Source organism: Myroides sp. C4067 (assembly GCF_038039665.1).
Taxonomy (GTDB): domain Bacteria; phylum Bacteroidota; class Bacteroidia; order Flavobacteriales; family Flavobacteriaceae; genus Flavobacterium; species Flavobacterium odoratimimum.
The window spans coordinates 33332-52831 of the sequence record NZ_JBBPHJ010000007.1 but is presented as its reverse complement, the minus strand read 5'-3'; the positions used below and the strand labels follow the sequence as shown (position 1 = coordinate 52831).

16 protein-coding genes are annotated in these 19500 nt (G+C 32.4%); 9 read left to right on the top strand and 7 right to left on the bottom strand.

The genetic code is table 11. From position 1 onward, the window contains the following. Positions 1-28 precede the first annotated feature (28 nt). Positions 29-409: a RidA family protein gene (locus AABL87_RS06835; protein WP_006259204.1), complete on the top strand. Its 381-nt coding sequence runs from the start codon at positions 29-31 to the stop codon at positions 407-409. 75 nt (positions 410-484) lie between these two features. On the opposite strand, the gene AABL87_RS06830 is transcribed toward AABL87_RS06835, so the two are convergent. From AABL87_RS06830 to AABL87_RS06805, 6 genes are all read right to left on the bottom strand, one after another. Continuing rightward, on the bottom strand, positions 485-1540 hold the full coding sequence (locus AABL87_RS06830) for a linear amide C-N hydrolase (protein WP_006260977.1): 1056 nt from the start codon (positions 1538-1540) through the stop codon (positions 485-487). A 658-nt stretch (positions 1541-2198) separates the two neighbouring features. Continuing rightward, positions 2199-2573 (bottom strand): methylglyoxal synthase, encoded by a 375-nt coding sequence (locus AABL87_RS06825; RefSeq protein WP_006259206.1) that lies wholly within the window; start codon positions 2571-2573, stop codon positions 2199-2201. A gap of 8 nt (positions 2574-2581) precedes the next feature. Then, a complete protein-coding gene (locus AABL87_RS06820) occupies positions 2582-3427 on the bottom strand; it encodes a BadF/BadG/BcrA/BcrD ATPase family protein (RefSeq protein ID WP_006259207.1) in 846 nt (281 codons plus the stop codon). A 13-nt stretch (positions 3428-3440) separates the two neighbouring features. Next, positions 3441-4442 (bottom strand): type I glyceraldehyde-3-phosphate dehydrogenase, encoded by a 1002-nt coding sequence (gap, locus tag AABL87_RS06815; RefSeq protein WP_006259208.1) that lies wholly within the window; start codon positions 4440-4442, stop codon positions 3441-3443. Between the two features lie 26 nt (positions 4443-4468). Beyond that, positions 4469-5455: a 6-phosphofructokinase gene (pfkA, locus tag AABL87_RS06810; RefSeq protein WP_006259209.1), complete on the bottom strand. Its 987-nt coding sequence runs from the start codon at positions 5453-5455 to the stop codon at positions 4469-4471. Between the two features lie 71 nt (positions 5456-5526). After that, the gene (locus AABL87_RS06805; protein WP_016649571.1) at positions 5527-10089 is read right to left on the bottom strand and encodes a translocation/assembly module TamB domain-containing protein; all 4563 of its coding nucleotides are present in this window, start codon (positions 10087-10089) and stop codon (positions 5527-5529) included. Positions 10090-10165: 76 nt separating this feature from the next. Between AABL87_RS06805 and tsaD the strand changes: the two genes are divergently transcribed. From tsaD to AABL87_RS06775, 6 genes are all read left to right on the top strand, one after another. Beyond that, entirely contained in the window at positions 10166-11188 is a 1023-nt protein-coding gene (gene tsaD / locus AABL87_RS06800) for a tRNA (adenosine(37)-N6)-threonylcarbamoyltransferase complex transferase subunit TsaD (protein ID WP_006259211.1), read from the top strand. 9 nt (positions 11189-11197) lie between these two features. Then, positions 11198-11902: a 16S rRNA (uracil(1498)-N(3))-methyltransferase gene (locus AABL87_RS06795; RefSeq protein WP_006259212.1), complete on the top strand. Its 705-nt coding sequence runs from the start codon at positions 11198-11200 to the stop codon at positions 11900-11902. Positions 11903-11913: 11 nt separating this feature from the next. Next, entirely contained in the window at positions 11914-13005 is a 1092-nt protein-coding gene (locus AABL87_RS06790) for an AI-2E family transporter (RefSeq protein WP_006259213.1), read from the top strand. Further along, the gene (locus tag AABL87_RS06785; RefSeq protein ID WP_006259214.1) at positions 13006-14184 is read left to right on the top strand and encodes a class I SAM-dependent methyltransferase; all 1179 of its coding nucleotides are present in this window, start codon (positions 13006-13008) and stop codon (positions 14182-14184) included. Between the two features lie 331 nt (positions 14185-14515). Next, positions 14516-15094 carry a hypothetical protein gene (locus AABL87_RS06780; RefSeq protein ID WP_006259215.1) on the top strand — a complete coding sequence of 193 codons (579 nt, stop codon included), beginning with the start codon at positions 14516-14518 and terminating at the stop codon, positions 15092-15094. A 288-nt stretch (positions 15095-15382) separates the two neighbouring features. Continuing rightward, complete coding sequence (locus tag AABL87_RS06775) at positions 15383-15823, top strand: hypothetical protein (protein ID WP_006259216.1); 441 nt, start codon at positions 15383-15385, stop codon at positions 15821-15823. 535 nt (positions 15824-16358) lie between these two features. Here AABL87_RS06775 and AABL87_RS06770 read toward each other — a convergent pair. Beyond that, positions 16359-16823: a copper resistance protein NlpE gene (locus tag AABL87_RS06770; RefSeq protein ID WP_006259219.1), complete on the bottom strand. Its 465-nt coding sequence runs from the start codon at positions 16821-16823 to the stop codon at positions 16359-16361. 817 nt (positions 16824-17640) lie between these two features. Between AABL87_RS06770 and AABL87_RS06765 the strand changes: the two genes are divergently transcribed. Further along, positions 17641-18708 carry a sensor histidine kinase gene (locus tag AABL87_RS06765; protein ID WP_006259220.1) on the top strand — a complete coding sequence of 356 codons (1068 nt, stop codon included), beginning with the start codon at positions 17641-17643 and terminating at the stop codon, positions 18706-18708. Continuing rightward, entirely contained in the window at positions 18699-19442 is a 744-nt protein-coding gene (locus AABL87_RS06760) for a LytR/AlgR family response regulator transcription factor (protein WP_006259221.1), read from the top strand. The genes AABL87_RS06765 and AABL87_RS06760 overlap by 10 nt, the downstream gene beginning before the upstream one ends. Positions 19443-19500 lie beyond the last annotated feature (58 nt).

Genomic DNA, 19500 nt, shown 5'->3' with positions numbered 1-19500 from the left:
TCCTCCTCTTTTTTTAAAACTATACTTTATGAAGAAAATTATCAATTCAGACAAGGCACCTGCCCCTATCGGACCATACAATCACTCAGTAATGACTGGTGATCTATTATTCATCTCAGGTCAAATTCCTTTTAATCAAGCAACAGAAACGCTTGTAACAACAGGTATTGAAGACGAAGCAAAACAAGTAATGGCTAATCTACAAGCGATACTAGAAGCAGCAAATATGACATTCGAAAACGTTGTTAAAGCAACTATTTTCTTAACAGACATGAATGACTTCGCTAAAGTAAATGAAATATACGGAAGCTTCTTTACAGCTGCTACAGCGCCTGCCAGAGAATGTATGCAGGTAGTAAAATTACCTAGAAATGTAAATGTAGAAATATCTATGATAGCTTCTAAATAAGTAGAAAGCACAGTATTAAAAAGGGGTGATTATTAATTAATAATCACCCCTTTTTAATACTCTTATTTTTTACTTCTAGATTCCCATAAATTGAAAAGCTTTTGCTTTCTCTAATTTATTATTAACTAAACCTGCATATTGTTGTTTTTTAGAAACATCTAACTTTCTAACGCCTGACTTATCACTAAAGTCAATTGATTTTAAATCTAGCCACATTGGAGTTAACGCAATTGGATCCTCATAATAGTATACTAAGTTCTTTTGATCAGACACTGTTCTCCACTTAGTAGAAGACAAGTTTGGTTCTCCATCTATATGCACTCCATATGGAACAGAAACATTTCTAATAATACTAAAAGCTGCTCCTATAGATACTTTTTCATCATCACTTTGTTCTACTGCTTTTGCATAATATGAAGCACGTGCAAAACGATCTTCAGATCTACCTGTACCAGGTAACACTTTATTACCAGGCAAATAGTTCCAATAATCTCTAATAGCTAACTGCTTATCATATGTAGGTGAATTCGCTACCACAGTATAAGAAGGATCGTGATAAATTTTTAACTTTCCATCAATAAACTCAAAAATAGCATTATCTCCTTTTGCATCAGATATTGTTAAATGTACAGTTGCCAATGAAGTACGTCCTGGTGTATTAGCCGTAACTACAATCAAAGGGTTCTTCTGTAAGTCAGTTACAGCTTCATTTACATCTGCATAATTATCTAACACATACTGAGCCCATGCTGCCAAGCTAATTCCTTTGTCCTTCCCATCAGGGTTGTACTCTGGATATTGAGATTCTACTAACCAAAGAATATTAGCCACCAACCCTTTTTCATTCATTCCATCAGTAGTTGCAATATCAAAAGCAGAAGTTATAACACTTCCGTACTTAGACTTCCATTTTATTGAAGCCTGCCCTACTTCTCCATTGCGCTCCATCCCTCTTGGAAACACCCATATATTAGGCATAATCTCTTCTTTCCAGTCCATCGAACGCGCTGTGATAACAGTATTATTTGGCCCTTTATAAACAACTCTTGTACATGCATCAGCTTCAGTCAATCCAAAGATAAATGCTCCCAAAACAAAAGCTCCTGTAAACACTCTTTTTATTCTTTTCATAATAAACATAGTTAAGTTCCTACTAAATTAGCTATTTAATTAATCACTCAAAAGCAATTAAACAAAATATAACATCTTTTATCTTCCTTCTTAAAGAAATTATTATTTTTAAAATAAACGATTTTTACTTTAAAAATATACTAGGTTGTCTCAAACACCATGCCTATTTATTTTTAGGTATTCTTTTTAATCTAATACAGACGAGAGTATTCTAATCTTATTGAAATCAATCTTTAGCGAATCTTAGATTCAACCAACAAACGTAACAGTAATTAATATTTTTAAATTAAAACATAAATTACAACTTCGTTATTTATGAATAATCAGAACGTTCAGCTTGCACTTTCTAGGGGATTACTAGGGGTTTTCTAGGGCTTTCCTTACCCAGAAGGTGTCTTTCTCGAAGAAATGTGCAAGAAACCTGCAAGCAAACCCCTAGCAAGTCAATACAAAACTATCTTTAGCATCTCAAGTAATATTGAGAAGAAATGGAGTTATTGCTAACAACTCTGTAAATGAGCTATTTAAATATTTTTCCCATTTGTAATTGCTAAAAACTAATTGTCACACGTACGCAAGTTTTTACCTACAAAAAAAGGCACATAATACCTATGCGCCTATTCCCTTTATATTTATCTAGTTTTTTTCTAGAATTTCCTTACTTAATTGTACTGATAGCATTTAACAACAACTGAGCTGAAGCTTCATTTGTTGCCAAAGGTACATTGTGTACATCACATACTCGTAATAACATATTAATGTCTGGCTCATGAGGGTGTTTTCCTAGAGGATCTTTAAAGAATAGCACCATAGCAGTCTTTCCTTCCGCTACTCTTGCAGCAATCTGAGCATCTCCCCCTAATGGTCCAGAAAGCATACGCTTTACCTTAAAGCCCGCATCCTCTGCCATACTTCCTGTAGTTCCTGTACCAATCAATGATATTCCTTCACTTGATAGAATTTCTCTGTTTTTTTTGATAAACTCTAACATTTCTTTCTTCTTAGCATCATGTGCTACAATTGCTATTTCCATACTTGTTATTATTTATGATATTCGATTAATCCGTCTAATGGCTTTTGAATTATTTTTCCAACCTGAATATTATGTTCAGCCATCACTTCTCTAAACTCATCTTGTAAAAAATATGCCACAGAACCCACAAAGTGTACAGGTACACTAGTATACTCTGGGTTATTCTTTATATAGTGATTTACAAAAAAAGATATTTGCTCTCTAATCATTTCTTGAAAAAAAGCTTTATCCTTATGCTCAATCAAAAAAGGCAAAAAAGAAGCCATATAAGCATTAGGGTTTTCTTTCTTATAAAAATTGTACTTCACTACATCAGCATCTACATCGTATTTACTTTTAAATAAATCTGCTAATTCTTTAGGCATCATTTTTAAAAAGAAACTCTTGATCATTAATCTACCGAGTGCACTTCCACTACAATCATCCATAGCCATAAAACCTAAAGACTCTATTCTTTGATATACTTTCTCTCCATCAAAATAAGAGACATTAGATCCTGTACCATTAATACAGACTATTCCTTTTTCTCCTTTTCCTACAGTCGCGTAAATAGCCGCATAAGTATCTTCGTGAACATTAATGTTTTTACAATTCGCAAAGTAATCTTCAGCAAATCTTTTAACGATATTTTTTGTACGATCAGACCCACACCCTGAACCATAAAAATAAAGTTCTTTAACCTCGTCTTTATTCTTACAGATATCAGGCACTGTATTAACACGGGTAAAGAACTCATCTAAAGTAATAACTTCGGGATTTAGTCCTAAACTAGTCACCGAAGTTATAACATTATTATTCTGGTCAAAGAAAATCCAATCAGCCTTAGTGGAACCACTATCGACGATTATTTTCATTTAAACTATTTAATTATTTTAAATTATTCATTAAGATAGCCATATCAACCATCTTAGCAGAATAACCATACTCGTTATCATACCAAGCTACAATCTTAAAGAAAGTACTGTTTAATCCGATACCTGCTTTAGCATCTACAATACAAGTATGCGTATCAGATACGAAATCTTGAGACACAACATCCTCTTCTGTATAAGCCATCACCCCTTTTAGTTCGTTCTCACTTGCTTTCTTCAATACAGCTAATACTTCTTCATAAGATGTTTCTTTAGCTACTTTAACTGTTAAATCTACAGCAGATACGTCAGCAGTAGGAACACGCATAGACATCCCTGTAAGTTTTCCTTTTAATTCTGGAATAACTTTACCTACAGCTTTAGCAGCACCTGTAGAAGCAGGAATAATATTATTCATAGCAGAACGTCCACCTCTAAAATCTTTCTTAGAAGGACCATCTACTGTAAACTGTGTAGCTGTTACAGCGTGTACTGTAGTCATTAAAGCCTCTACAATACCAAAATTATCATTAATAACTTTAGCTAATGGCGCTAAACAGTTAGTAGTACAAGAAGCATTAGAAACGATTGTATCTGTAGCTTTCATATCTTTCTCATTCACTCCCATAACATACATTGGAGCAGTTCCTGATGGAGCAGAGATTAATACTTTCTTAGCTCCTGCATCGATATGTTTTTGCGCGCTATCTAATTCTTTAAAGATACCTGTACAGTCAGCTACTACATCTACTTTTACTTCACCCCATTTTAATAAAGAAGGATCTTTCTCAGCTGTTACACGGATTGTTTGTCCATTCACTACTAAATGACCATCTTTTACTTCTACAGTTCCATCAAAACGACCGTGAACAGAGTCAAACTTAATTAAATAAGCTAAGTGCTCTACTGCCATTAAATCATTAACTGCTACTATCTCAACATTAGGATTCTTTACAGCTTCTCTTAACATTAAACGTCCAATACGTCCAAAACCGTTAATACCAATTCTTGTTTTCATAATTCTATTTCGTTTTATTATTTCTTTTAAATTGTGATGATATCAGATACTCTAAGTAGTTCCTGATCTATTGGAGAATGACCTTTTACTGCTTGTTCTAATGGTGTAAGCGCTACTTGATCATTGATCAAACCAACCATATAGTTGCGTTCTCCTGCTAATAACGTTTCAACCGCTTTCACACTCAATCTACTTGCTAATACACGGTCGAAGCAAGATGGTGCTCCTCCTCTTTGCATATGCCCTAATACAGACACACGTACCTCGTATTCTGGCAAATTAGTTTCTACGTATTCTCCTATTTCAAATACATTTTTACCTAATTTTTCACCTTCTGCTACGATAACTATACTAGATGATTTTCCTGATTTTTTACTTTTCTTTAGAGATTCTAGTAGACGCTCCATTCCCATATTCTCTTCTGGAATAAGAATCTCTTCTGCTCCAGCTCCAATACCTGCATTCAGTGCGATATGACCTGCATCTCTCCCCATAACTTCTACAAAGAATAAACGTTTATGTGAGCTGGCAGTATCTCTAATTTTATCTACAGCATCTACTACTGTATTTAAGGCAGTGTCAAACCCAATAGTATGACTTGTACCGTGTATATCATTATCAATAGTACCTGGAATTCCCATTACTGGAATGTCATACTCCTTGCTCAATATCATAGCTCCTGTAAAACTTCCGTCTCCACCAATAACAATCAATGCATCAATACCTGCATTCTTTAAGTTCTCATAAGCTGTTTTACGACCTTCCTCAGAACGGAAAGCTACGCTTCGAGCTGTTTTAAGGATAGTACCTCCTTTATTAATAATGTAATTTACATCACGAGGTCCCAATACTTCAAAATCACCTTCAACTAATCCTTGAAATCCTCTAAATATTCCTACACACATTACATCGTGAAAAGAACAAGTACGAACAATTGCCCTAATTGCTGCGTTCATCCCTGGAGCATCTCCTCCAGAAGTTAAGACACCGATCTTTTTAATCGCCTTACTCATATTTTATCGTTTTGAGTAAATTTACGAATAATAGACCATTTTAACAAAAATAGAAGCCCCTTATTCCACCTCTATTTTGTTAAATTATAAGTGTCTGACGGAGCTGTAGATGACTTCCTTCTATTCTCATAAAACTTGATAAAATCCCTATTAAAGTCAGAGTCTGGTAACTCTTCTGATCGGTTAGTATCTTGCTTTTTATTCTTACTTTGGTCTTTCTCTCTTGTTTTAGCCCTATTTAAGATTTTTGAGATCAATTCTTTAAAAGTATCAAAATCTACTTCATAAGACAATCCTACACCTTGCGTATATCCAATCCCTTCACCGATATAGTTAATATCATTTTCGCGATTAAATACTCTTGCACTTAAAGACCCTTCTTCATTAAGGCGTAACATCACCTCTACATCCCCTACGATCACAGACTGCTCCACTCCTCCTACAGGTACACCCAGTTTACCATTGACAGAAATACGATCGTTAACTTTAGTCGAGAAGGTTACCCCTACACGTCCTTCCGTTTGTGTATAAGGATTTCGCTCTCCTTGTGCATAGTTTAACCCTACTTTAAACTTATCGTCCTCATCCGAAAATATCTCATCAAAAATACTACTAGCACGCTCAAATAAACTTCCTGCTAATGTAGAAGAAGAGTTATCAGAAGAGAAGAATGCTCCTGTAGCTAACAGAGCCATCGCTTGACGCTCACGCATATCACGTTCACTCAGCCTATAATCTAATTCTGACTTCACTACAGAACTCACTGTTGGGAAGTTGATTTCAAAGTCTACCTCAGGATTACTTAAACTACCATTTAAGACAATAGCAACATCTGTAGGTACTTTTCTATTGATAATAGAGTTATCTATGATTACACTTGGATTTGCATCTGTATGATAAATTGCCTGCAAGTCTAACATTGCATTCATAGGGTCTCCATCCCAACGAATCGTACCATATTTCTTCACAACAAATTTCTTATCAATCAACCCACCATATCGGAAGTTATACTCTCCTTCATACGCTTGGAAATCCCCCCACATGTTAAACTTACCTAAGGTATTTATCTCCATAGTGATAAAACCTGCTCCTCTACCTCGCATAGCATGTCCAGACTCACGATCTAATATAATTTCAATCTCTGCATCAGGAGTTAATACAAACTCAAAGTCAAGCTCTATACCACTGTTTCGATATCTATACATATCGTACTCTTTTCCTTTGAGGCGCAATGCCTTTTCTTGAGGTGATAAGAAGTGTATAAAGTTATTCTCACCAGTACCTTGCGCTTCTTTCAACGGAATCTTAATAGCGGTTCCTTTATTAGATGTCGCATTAATATTAATAGCTAACATCTCTACAGGTCCACTTAACTTAGCCATTCCATTAATAAAAGCTTTACCGTAATAGATACTTCCCTCTTCGAATTTAGTATCTAAGGCTAATAAATTAGGAGATGACAACACCAAATTCAATGCCCAATCATTAAATGCTTTATGAGAGATATCTCCGTCTATAATTCCTTCAGTCTTATACTTACTATCTATAATACGCACTTTGCGCAATATAAACTGACGCTCTGTTAGATCTAATGCAGCATCTTCTTCGAAGTTATAATCTACTCCAGTGAACTTAGACTTCATACCTGCCTTATTTAGGTGTAATCGTCCGTTCACCTCAGGTTTCTTCGCTGTACCCTGAATATTAATTTTTCCTGATGTAGTTCCTCTTACATCAGAAACAATTGTTTTCAGTAAAGGTTCTATCGGTTTAACAGAAAAATCTTTAAATCCTGATTCTAGATTTAATTGCATCTGTTTATTGACAATAGCTAAATCTCCATTTAAATAGAACTTTTCTTTCTCATTATCCACAATACTAGACTGAACTTTAAAGTTCTTTAAACGCTCATCTCCGTCAACATGGAAAGCTAAATCTCCTAGCCTAACCTTATTGACAGCTAGTTCATCTATATTGATATTTACCTTAGGTTGGAACACATCTTTAACCTGAGAGAAATGTAAATCACCATCTATATTACCAGCGAACTCTAGATTAGAAATATCAGGGGCAAACTTAGCTAAGTCTACTTGCTTAAACTCTAAATCAAAGTGTTTGTAAGTTGAATCTCTTACTGCGCCTGTCAGATTGACCTCTTGTCCATTATGTGATAATGATAAATCATCAATAGTAAAGTCCTCTAACTTCTTATTAAAAATAACTTTATTCTTCTTATTATCACTTTCATTAATACTCCACAAGAAGTCTTTTAGGAAGATATCTGACTTCTTAAACCCTACTACAGATAGGTTTTCCTCATTAATAGTGTGGTATAAGTTCAGATTAAACTTATCCTTACCATGCGTCCCTCCTTTAAACTCAGAACGAACAAATAGTGTATCATTATGAGTCAAGTTTAATAAATTAAAATCTGTGATACGATAAAACTTAGATTTCATACTATCTAATGAAACATAAGTATTATATAAAGGGTTAGAGTTATTTACATCTAACAATACATTGTAAAAATTGAAATCTTCAATACCAATACTTGGTGAAGAGAAGTTCAGTTTAAAAATATTATCATCGTTATCTATATTTCCCTCAACATGTGTTGATGCACTTAAAGTCAATTGTGGCAAAAACACCTCTATTAACCTATTGTGTACTGTAATGTCAAAATCTAGATATTGTTCTTCTTTAATCTTATAAGGTGAATAGTTAGTATATAAACTTCCTAGTGCATTAGTAAACAATGCTCTTAAATCCTTAAACAAGAACTTTCCTTTAATATACCCCTCTATTGCCTCCTGTGACACAAAAGAAATAAGACGTTCATTCTCTGTATTAAATTCCGAATTTAATGTAAAATGACCGAATACATACTCATCTTTACTATTGATATAGGTAGTATTACGCATTGTAAATGTACCTGCTAAATCATCAAGAGTATTACCTGAAGCTTTAAACTCAAACTGTCCTTTAAATTTAGAAAGTGTATCATTTACTAAATGTAATGCATATAAATCTGCGTAGTCAACATCTGCAATGAAATCATAGTTCTTAACTTCTGAACTCAAATCTATCATCCCATTAAAGTCTAACTGCAAATTAGGATCTTGGCTGTGTACTAGACCGCGATAATAAGGCATCTTTAACAATCCATCTACCGCAATATTCGTGTACTTATACTTAGCAAAGTCAAAAGAGAACACATCACCTTTAATACTTGTGTTTAAAGATTTTTGATTAAAACCAACTCCATCAACCTCTAAATCTACAGAAGTCAAACCAAAATTCTGGTTCTTTATAAATTCTCCTAAGTCAAACTTCTCTAAAACAATATCCCCTTTATAAGCAGCTAGATTAGGATTATCAAGGTTCTCTATATCTATAACAGCTTTTCCTTTTCCAATAGACGTCAATAAATCAATATCTGTTTTTAGGGTGCGCTTCGTCATCTCGATATCTCCTTTGATATCTACTTGTCCAAGATTAGTTAATTCTGTAGGTAGTAGTTCATGCAATAACTCAGGCATTAACCCTACAATGTGATCACGAGTAATAAATAGTCGATCCACATTAGCCTTCATCCAGAACGGCTTTACTTTATCGAATACATTTCTAAAACTAAATACCCCTCTCACATTAGACATATTGTCATCTACTAGATTTACATTTTTCATTGTAAAATCGTTCATCACACCATTAATATGCCCTGTAACATACACCATCTTATTCTCTGCAAAAATACCTGTAAAGGCATTTAAATCTGAGGAATTCAATACTGCTTTTCTAATCTCAAAATCCCAATTCACCTTATCTACGAAGTACTTCATATCTCCTAAAGCATAAGTGAACTTAAGATCTCCTTCTATAGCCGACTTTTTCGTTTGTAAATCTAGCTTCTCCATAGAGATACTAGTTTTAGTATGAGTAAAATTACCTGATAGATTTGTCACGCCCATACCCCAATTATCCTCAAAACTAGATTTCAAAACATTAGCATAAATATCAGGTCCTTTAATAAAGAAGTCTTCTACTTCCCCATTAATATTTTTAAAATCTATTGCTACTGGTGTTTCTGCTTCATCGTCAGAAATAATCAAATGAGTATTTTTAATTGTTAGATGAGAAGATTTCAGCCTAAACTTACCTTCTCCCTCTTTTCCATCATCAAATGCATTAATCAACTGATCTAAAGTTGTAAACTCTTCTCCTTTGTATTTATGTATTCTTAAATACAGCCCATCTACCTTTGTTTTACCAAAATATAATCTCCCTTGAATAAGTTCATTAAAATCTGAAATACTCGTTGTAAAGGCTTTTATTTCTATAAAATTAGTATCGTGATTATCCTTTGCAGTAACCTCTTTCAATGTAACTCGACCAAATATACTGACTGCTAGTCTTTCTATCTCTAACTTAGTACCAAACTGGCTATTAATCTTCTCCATAGCGTGCTGAGCCAGAAAGGTTTGAACCACAGGCAAAGACAGTGCCCCTGCAATGATCACAACCAAGCTAAAGACAGCCAATAATAGGCGAAAAAGTATTTTATTAAATTTTTTGATAACTATTAATGTTTTAAATTTGCCCCAATCTACTCGTGGTTTCTTATAAAAACCAAACAATAAGCAAATTTATATAATTTTCCATAGGGTTGGGTAGATTTTACCTTAATAAATTATACAATTATAGAATATTAAAATGTCTTTAAAACCTACCTATATTTTAGCCATAGAGAGCTCATGTGATGATACTTCTGCCGCAATCATGGCTGACAACAAAGTATTGTCAAACATAGTCGCAAGACAGGAAATACACGAAGAGTATGGAGGTGTTGTTCCTGAACTAGCATCTCGTGCTCATCAACAAAACATCGTTCCTGTGGTTGACATTGCTCTTAAAAAAGCAGGAATAACGAAGGATGACTTAGATGGTATTGCCTTTACACAAGGCCCTGGACTAATGGGGTCACTATTAGTAGGCGGATCATTTGCCAAGAGTTTATCTCTAGCTCTTGATATTCCATTAGTGGCTGTAAATCATATGCACGCCCATATCTTATGTCATTTTATAGATGAAGAAGGATATGACAAACCTGAGTTTCCTTTCTTAGCAATGACCATCTCAGGTGGACATACGCAAATCGTGAAGGTAAATAGTTTCTTTGACTTAGAAATACTAGGAGAAACCACAGATGACGCTGTAGGAGAAGCTTTTGACAAATCTGCTAAAGTTTTGGGATTCCCTTACCCTGGAGGTCCTTTAATTGATAAATATGCTAAAGAAGGTAATCCCAAAGCATTTGCTTTCACTAAACCTAAAGTAGACGGACTGAACTTTAGTTTCAGTGGTTTAAAAACACAGTTTCTTTATTTTATTCAAAAAAATGTAGCCACTAACCCTAATTTTATTGAAGAAAACAAAGCTGATATATGTGCCTCTATTCAGTATACCATTATCCAAATCTTACTAGACAAACTTAAACTTGCAGTTAAAGAAACAGGGATTAAGCAAATCGTCATTGGTGGTGGTGTATCTGCTAACTCTGGTATTAGACAAGCACTTAAAGAAGGAGAGAAAAAATATAAGTGGAAAGCATTCATCCCTAAATTTGAATATACAACAGATAATGCTGCTATGATTGGAATAGTAGGGTACTATAAATACAAAGAATCTATTTTTGCTGATTCTTCAGTAGTTTCTAAAGCACGTATTGAATTCTAAAACTTAAGTATGCAATTATTTTATTCGCCAGAAATCGAAAAAGGACAAACATCTTTCACTTTTGATAAAGATGAAAGTAAACATATCATCAAAGTACTAAGACGTAAAATGGGAGATCTCCTATATGTTACCAATGGTAAAGGCACATTGTTTACAACTAAAATTACTTTAGACTCGGACAAAAAATGTGTTACTGAGATTATCGATTCTGAAGATCAAGCACCTACTCCATTTCGCCTACACTTAGCCGTTGCACCAACGAAAATGAACGAACGTTACGAATGGTTTTTAGAGAAAGCAACAGAAATAGGGATACACGAGATAACGCCAATTATTTGCGACCATTCTGAGAGAAAAATAGTAAAGACAGAGCGATTTGAAAAAATTATTCAATCCGCAATGAAACAATCTTTACAATATCATTTACCTATTCTAAACGACCCCATAAGCTTAAAAGACTTTTTAAATCAAGACCATCAAGGAGAAAAATATATTGCTCATTGTGAAGAAACCGAAAAAGTCTTGCTAAAAGACAGTATAGATATTCACAAAAATTATTTACTTTTAGTAGGTCCAGAGGGAGACTTCTCTACCAATGAAATTAACTTAGCATTAGCAAAAGGATATCGACCAGTATCACTAGGACATACAAGATTAAGAACAGAAACAGCCGCTTTAGTAGCCGTGCATAGTTTCGTATTTACAAATGAATAAAAATCATTATTATGGTGGATGCTAAGACGATTTCTAAAGGAATAATACGTGCAGTTATAATTCTATTTTCTCTTGCTGTATTAGGTCAAATGCTTTTGCAAATTAGTTCAATATTTATATATACTGGATTTGCCTTTGTATTGGCTTTAATTGGCAAACCTATTGTAGAATTTTTAAGAAGAAAACTTCGTCTATCTAAAGTATTTGCTGTTACTTTGACAGTTATCCTTTTCTTAGCCTTCTTCCTAAGCTTCATATTCATGTTTATCCCTTTATTCACTACACAAGCTCAAAACTTGTCTGTATTGAATACATCACACCTACAAGAAGATTTCAATGGCCTTATACGCAAGATAGACTTCTATTTAGACACAAAAGGATTCAGCTTAGATAAAATAATAGAAGGAGCTAATTTCCGATCTCATTTAAAGTTAGACTTTGTACCTAACCTATTTAATACCATACTAGGTTTGCTAAGTGAATTTGGAATGGGAGTTTTTGCTATTCTATTTATCACCTTCTTCTTTTTAAAAGATCAAGTTTTACTTGAATATCAATTCAAAAAGCTATTCCCTAGCAAGCACGAGATTAAAGTTTTGAAATCAATCGATAAGATAAACAACCTTCTATCACGTTACTTTTTAGGGCTAGTTGCACAGATGTCTATAATATTTGTACTCGCTTTTATCCTATTAGCTGTAGTAGGTGTAAAAGGAAGTCTAATGATCGCCTTCTTAGTCGCTATATTGAATATCATTCCATACATTGGACCTCTTATTGGTAATATATTATCTGTCCTGTTTACGATGTTGAGTTTTATAGGGGATAACTTTAGTGAAGTTACCTTACCTAAGGCAATTACCGTAATGCTTGGCTTCTTATTTATACAACTAATAGATAATATTATTAACCAACCTTTAATCTTCTCTAATAGCGTTAAATCACATCCATTAGAAATATTTATTGTTATTCTTGCAAGCGGCATGTTTGGAGGAATATTTGGTATGATAGCAGCAGTACCTATTTACACTTGTATCAAAGTAATTGCTAAAGAATTCTTGCCAAACAATAAATTTGTACAATTACTCACAAAGAAATTATAATTGAAAACAGAACTATTCTTATCACAAGAAGTACAACAATATATACAAGATCATTTAAATAGTGATCTAACTAAAATAGCATTTAAAAAGAGCCCTTTTGAAGATATCTCTATGAGTGACTTATTAACTCAAATAGAATCAAAAAAGAAAACTAAAGACAAACTACCAACTTGGTTTGAAACAGAAAATATCCTATTCCCAAAAAAGCTTTCTATAGAACAAACCTCATCCGAACCTTGTGCATCTTATAAAGCTTCACTAATATCTGGTGACACTTTGATAGATCTAACAGGTGGTTTTGGTATAGACTGTTATTATTTTAGTAAAAACATAAAGCAAGTATTGCATTGTGAGATGCAAGAAGACCTTAGCGAAATAGTTCGTCTTAATAATCAGGCATTAGGAGTTGATAATATTAAGTGCCATACTGGTGATAGTTTAGACTACTTGGCTCAACATAATCAACCATGGGATTATATCTATGTAGATCCACATAGAAGAAATGACTCTAAAGAAAAAGTGTTTTTCTTAAGTGATTGCGCCCCTAATGTACCTGAGCATCTAGATTTATTATTTTCTAGAAGTACTAATATCTTGATTAAGACTTCTCCTCTACTAGACATACAGGCTGGTCTAAACGAATTAAAACATGTAAAAAGCATTCATATCGTAGCTCTTCATAATGAAGTTAAAGAACTATTATGGATATTAGAAAAAGACTATACAGGATCTGTTGAACTTAATGCTGTTAATCTTACAAAAGACGATACACAACTATTTATTTCTTCATTAGACGATAATAGTACATCACTATTCAGTGAACCTAAACAATATCTATATGAGCCCAATGCAGCTATATTAAAGACAGGTAGATTTGACGCAATAAGTAAACAGTTTAATTTACACAAACTACACCCACATAGTCATCTCTATACTAGTGATGCATTAATTGATTTTCCTGGAAGAAGATTTACAATAGAACAAATCATTCCATATAATAAACAAGAAGCAAAAAAACACTTGCTAAATACAAAAGCAAATGTCACGACTAGAAATTTCCCTATAAAAGTTGAGGAAATTAGAAAGAAATGGAAAATAAAAGACGGAGGAGATACGTACATCTTTTTCACTACAAATATCAAAAGTGAACGAATCTTTATTATTTGCTCACGAACATAACTCCTCTAAAGGTCATATAGTATTTAATATGGCCTTTTTTTATATCATAAGGACACTTAAATTATTTAAGCAATAGGGATATTTAAACCCGAATTATGCAATAGATATATAAACGAAAAGTAATTATACAAAATAGGTCTGAATTAGTGATTAAAGCATACTATAGTATGGTTTGAGAGCTAATGAAAGAACTATGAAGTAGAATTGCTTTGTAGTATTTGGCTAATGCGTAATTTGGGTTTAAACAACACATACGTTTATCACACTATTTACAATAATACTATTGCCTTATTAAAAAAATAATGATAATTTGTCACCAAACTAATAACAAATGAAAAAACTAGCACTCTTACTGATCTTTACTCTTGGCATCACCACTTCGATACATGCACAAGAGAGAAATTGTTCTATTGACTATGAAGAAGTTAACGATACAATTAATTACAGAAAAACAAACAATGTACTTGTTTATGAATTTGACAGAGTATCCACCACTAGCTCATTGTTCTTTTCTTTAGTAAATAACAATGGACACCCCTTTCTAAACTTGCAATATCTACAAAAAAGTCCTGACTTTATTCCTATCACTTGTGTAGCTAAAAAAAGTATGGTTTCAATAAAGTTAGTTAATGGAACAACCATTACAGCACATTACCTAGGAGATGATGTTTGCGGAACTTATACCTATGATCAAGAAAAGAAGAATAATATCAGAATACTAGATGCTGATTTCTATATAAAGAAAGAGCACTTAGCACTATTAAAAGCTTCCCCTATATCAATGGTTCAAATACGCTTTCCAGGTACTTCAGAGCTTTTTATTATTAGGAATGAGTTAAAATCAACTATTGTAGATCTTCAAACAAAACCAACACAATTCTTCATTGATAACATTCCATGCATAGAATAAATGTATTTTGCGATTTAAAATCAAAATAAACACACAAAACATCATATTTTAAAAGGTTTTTAGTAAAACTAAAAGCCTTTTTTTATACCTTTATACGTCAGCTTTTGACATTATAATATATTAAGCGATAAGTGATTATACATCCACTATCCCTTCATTTAACCTTAGTGTGATATTTTTACTAAAATTTATCAGAAAATAATTTGTTTTTATTAATATTTTACCATATTTTTAATTAAAATTACGAGTTTAGACCACCACACTTTACTCAGCTAAATCTAACAAACTATGAAGAAATTTATCGCTTTTTCCGTTGCCTTATTATCGATATTGACGATTACAATACTTCAAGGCTGTTCATCTTCTGATGATAATAACACACTAAATGAACCACAAACTCTAACAGCTACTCATAGTAATATAGAGAGAAAGTGGTTGACTACGTACTATACTTTTACAGCAGATATTAATAAAGCTGTGAAAACAGCATATCAAGTATCCTCTGTAGAAATTACTTTAAAAAATGGTGAATACACCTTATTTGATAGATATAGTGAGAAGAGCGACAAAGGCACTTATACACTAAATGGCAGTTCATTAGCTCTAAAATCATCAGTTGTAAATGAGAATATCAATTTCAAAATAAACAAATTAACTCAAAATGAAATTGACTTAACTGTAATTAATCATAAACACTTAACTTCAGTTGAATTAATTGTAATTAAGTAACAACATATAATTATATAAAAGACTTGTATTCAAAATATGAGTCTTTTTTTTGGCCTAATTCTTGTTTTTAAATATATGTATTGAAGAGGTATTTATTAAAAGCAACTACCTAAGAATACACAATATGAACTATTTTAGTCTTTTTAATATGACAAAACTAAAATACTCACATATTTTTAATATATTAGATCATGTAATAAAAAAAGAAAAGTACTATGAAACAGAAACTAAAAATCACTAGTAGCTTTATCATTATTGCTTCCTTACTCATTTTAGGCCACCAACTTTATATGTATAACATACATATAGAAACCTTACAACAATTAGAAGCTTTTAAAGTACATGAATACGATAAAGAAATATTCTTTAGTGTTCTAACTTTCCTTATTGGTATAACCATGTATATCAGGTCTAGAAGAATAAAAGAATAAGAAGATATTAAGAAGATAGATTGCTAAGCAATCTACTAAGTATTTAAAATAATGGTATAAAAAAACCTTTCTTACGAAAGGTTTTTCTTTTTTATCTTATGTTACTATTTTTTAGCTAAAACATATTTATCAGCTAGAGGTCCAGTAACTTCTTTACCTTCTTGGTCTAACATTAAAAGGCTTCCTTCTTGCACTTTATATTGTGTAGATTCACCCTCAGCAACTAAAGTAACGATTGTTCCTTCAGCGTTCCAAGTAAAAGTACCTTTTTCTTCAAACTTCTCTTCTGCTTTGTCTACATAGATTGTAGTCTTAGCGTAAGTTTTATCTTGATTTAAAACTACAGTAGTTTTAATATCACTATTAGCACCTGGTAAAGTTCCTTCGTAAGTACCTGCCCAGTCTAATGAGTTTTCTGAAGTGTGCTCATCCTTAACAGCAGTTTCTGTTTCAGTTGTTGTAGCTGTTTGCTCTGTCTCTGTTGTTTCTGTTGCTTTAGTATCTTTACAACCAACAAATGCAATACCTGTAAGTAATACAGCTAATGCTAACATTTTTTTTCCTTTCATAACTTTGTTTTTATTATTTGAGAGAATAAAATTACAACAAATAATAGAACGAACAAGAACCAATTCTTTTTTTATATAAAAAAGAAAGATATGATAGGTAATTAATATACAATACAAATATTTGCCTCTCAAACCTTATTATTTTTAACATTCTAAACAGCTTGGACTATAAATGTCAATAAGCTAAATCTATAAACTCCCCTTACCTTCTTTTCTATATAGTCAGTAGTAACTAAATAAGCTTTCACTATTTACACAATCACAGCCACCCCCTCCATAAAAGAGAACTTCTACATTATACCTGATATTATTATATTTTTCATTTTCTTGTATCAAAACGAGATGTCATTAGATGTCACTTTTCTTATTTTTAATGTCTTTTTAAAACTTATTTAACATTTATATAATCACTTTATTATTCAAAAACAAGCTATTAGCCCTAACTACTTTAAGATTCTTTTATCACCCTATTATAAAAAAGCTTATATTTGAATTGATTATAATAGTTATTTGTTGTTGCATACATTATACAAACAGTAATTCAAATAAGTTATTTATAACAACTAACGGTAAATAATTTTAATAACGATAAAGAGTATTTTAATTTTCTTACTAGCGCTTTTTAATCCGAGTACACTAATACTCGGATTTTTTTATTTACAAAAATTGGAATAATAATTGTTTAAAAAACGAGGGAGTTTTTTCATTCATCAAAGCTTATCCACCCTTAGTCAAATAAATGAGTATAATCACATAATAAAACTGTATTTCGCATAGTATTAATAATAGACCTTCTAAAATTGATTGTAATTTAACTATGATAAATAAATTTCTTTCTAAGCCGAAACGACTATTCTTTGTCGTTTTTTGGACTACCCTTACTTTCTCAGTTTACCCACAGATACTATCGCCACACGATCACAATATTTGGTTACTACCTACTTTGATTGTTATGACATTCACAATAAGTATTTCCCATTTTGTAAGTGATTTTTTACTACCTAAAGCCCTCAAAAAAGGTTCTATAAAGAGCTTTTTACTATTCGCTTTATTCTTTATTATTTTGTTATCTATATTATTAGCTACTTGCTTTACACTATTTCCTTATTTTTTGAGTAGTAGTAATTTATTTGTACAAGATGCACTTCTCAACCCAAGAGATTTATTCTTTAACCAGTTATATAAAACCATTCCATCCGCTATGGCCATTATTACAACTACCTGCGGAATACGCTTCTATGAAGAACACCATCGTATAGAGAAAATAAATACGAAGTTGAAACAAGAACACTTAGAAGCACAGATCAAACTGTTACAAGATCAAATCAATCCTCACTTGATGTTCAATGTATTGAATCATATCTATACCTTAATGCAAAACGATGTAGAACTTGCCTCTACAGTCCTACTTAAGTTCTCAGATATCTTAAGATATCAGTTATATGAATGCAATCATAAGATGGTTCTATTATACAGAGAAATTCAATATCTAAAAGATCTAGTCGCTATAGAACAAATTAGATGGGGAGATGAACTAGATGTGAACTGCAAATGGAATATGACCAATCAAAAGTTAGTAATTGCTCCCTTGCTATTAGTACCTCTTATCGAGAACGCATTTAAACATGTTTCGAGATTACCTCACACAAAAGGATATATAATAATCAACTGTACTGAATCAAATAATACACTACATTTATATATCGAAAACTCTAATAGTATAAAGTATAAACTGCCTAAAAAAGAAGGAGGTATTGGAGAAAACAACATAAAAGAACGCTTACTTATGCAATACCCTGATATGCATACCCTACAGATAGAGCATACAGATGACAAACATATTGTAGAACTAACCATTCAACTAAAAGAAGAAGTATGTCCATAGATAAAAAGAATTCCCCGTTAAAATGCTTAGTAGTTGATGACGAACCCTTAGCTAGAAAAGCAATTATTGACTATATCGCTAAGATTGATTTCTTAACAGTAGAAGACTCATGCGCATCTGCTATTGAAGCACTAGAGCTAATACAAGATACCTCTTATGATTTACTCTTTTTAGACATTAATATGCCTTACCTCACTGGTATTGAGTTCCTAGAATCTATAAAACAGCCTCCTCTTGTTATTTTTACAACGGCTTATTCAGAACATGCTTTAGACGGTTTTAGACTACAAGTAGTTGATTATCTACTTAAGCCTATCTCGTTTAAACGATTCTATCAAGCAACCTTAAAAGCAAAAGAATTATTCGACTTAAGAAATGCAGATCAGAATGAAATGACTAATAGTATTGACTCTACAGTATATGTCAAGCATGAAGATAGTTTCGTAAAAATAGATTGGAAAGATATTATGTACATTGAAGCAATGCAGAACTACCTAAAACTTCATCTAAACCACCGTTGTTTAATCATTCATCAGACCATGATTGCCATAGAAGAATTATTACCTAAAGAACACTTCTACAGAATTCACAAATCCTTCTTGATCAATATCAATCATATCGAATCCATATCTGGTGGTCGAGTATTTATTAAAGAAACAGAACTACCTATCTCTAGAATGAGAAAAGAAGCCTTACTTAATGAAGTAGTATATAAAAACCTACTAAGTAAATAACTCAAAAAAGAACATCAAATATTCCTTGACATACATCCTTCTGTAACCTACACTATGC

Bases quoted from the DNA above. Each gene is read 5' to 3' on its own strand.
- AABL87_RS06825 (WP_006259206.1), bottom strand. From the start codon at position 2,573: ATGGAAATAGCAATTGTAGCACATGATGCTAAGAAGAAAGAAATGTTA.
- tsaD (WP_006259211.1), top strand. From the start codon at position 10,166: ATGTCTTTAAAACCTACCTATATTTTAGCCATAGAGAGCTCATGTGAT.
- pfkA (WP_006259209.1), bottom strand. From the start codon at position 5,455: ATGAGTAAGGCGATTAAAAAGATCGGTGTCTTAACTTCTGGAGGAGAT.
- AABL87_RS06770 (WP_006259219.1), bottom strand. From the start codon at position 16,823: ATGAAAGGAAAAAAAATGTTAGCATTAGCTGTATTACTTACAGGTATT.
- AABL87_RS06790 (WP_006259213.1), top strand. From the start codon at position 11,914: ATGGTGGATGCTAAGACGATTTCTAAAGGAATAATACGTGCAGTTATA.
- AABL87_RS06775 (WP_006259216.1), top strand. From the start codon at position 15,383: ATGAAGAAATTTATCGCTTTTTCCGTTGCCTTATTATCGATATTGACG.
- AABL87_RS06760 (WP_006259221.1), top strand. From the start codon at position 18,699: ATGTCCATAGATAAAAAGAATTCCCCGTTAAAATGCTTAGTAGTTGAT.
- AABL87_RS06835 (WP_006259204.1), top strand. From the start codon at position 29: ATGAAGAAAATTATCAATTCAGACAAGGCACCTGCCCCTATCGGACCA.
- gap (WP_006259208.1), bottom strand. From the start codon at position 4,442: ATGAAAACAAGAATTGGTATTAACGGTTTTGGACGTATTGGACGTTTA.
- AABL87_RS06795 (WP_006259212.1), top strand. From the start codon at position 11,198: ATGCAATTATTTTATTCGCCAGAAATCGAAAAAGGACAAACATCTTTC.
- AABL87_RS06820 (WP_006259207.1), bottom strand. From the start codon at position 3,427: ATGAAAATAATCGTCGATAGTGGTTCCACTAAGGCTGATTGGATTTTC.
- AABL87_RS06765 (WP_006259220.1), top strand. From the start codon at position 17,641: ATGATAAATAAATTTCTTTCTAAGCCGAAACGACTATTCTTTGTCGTT.
- AABL87_RS06830 (WP_006260977.1), bottom strand. From the start codon at position 1,540: ATGAAAAGAATAAAAAGAGTGTTTACAGGAGCTTTTGTTTTGGGAGCA.
- AABL87_RS06780 (WP_006259215.1), top strand. From the start codon at position 14,516: ATGAAAAAACTAGCACTCTTACTGATCTTTACTCTTGGCATCACCACT.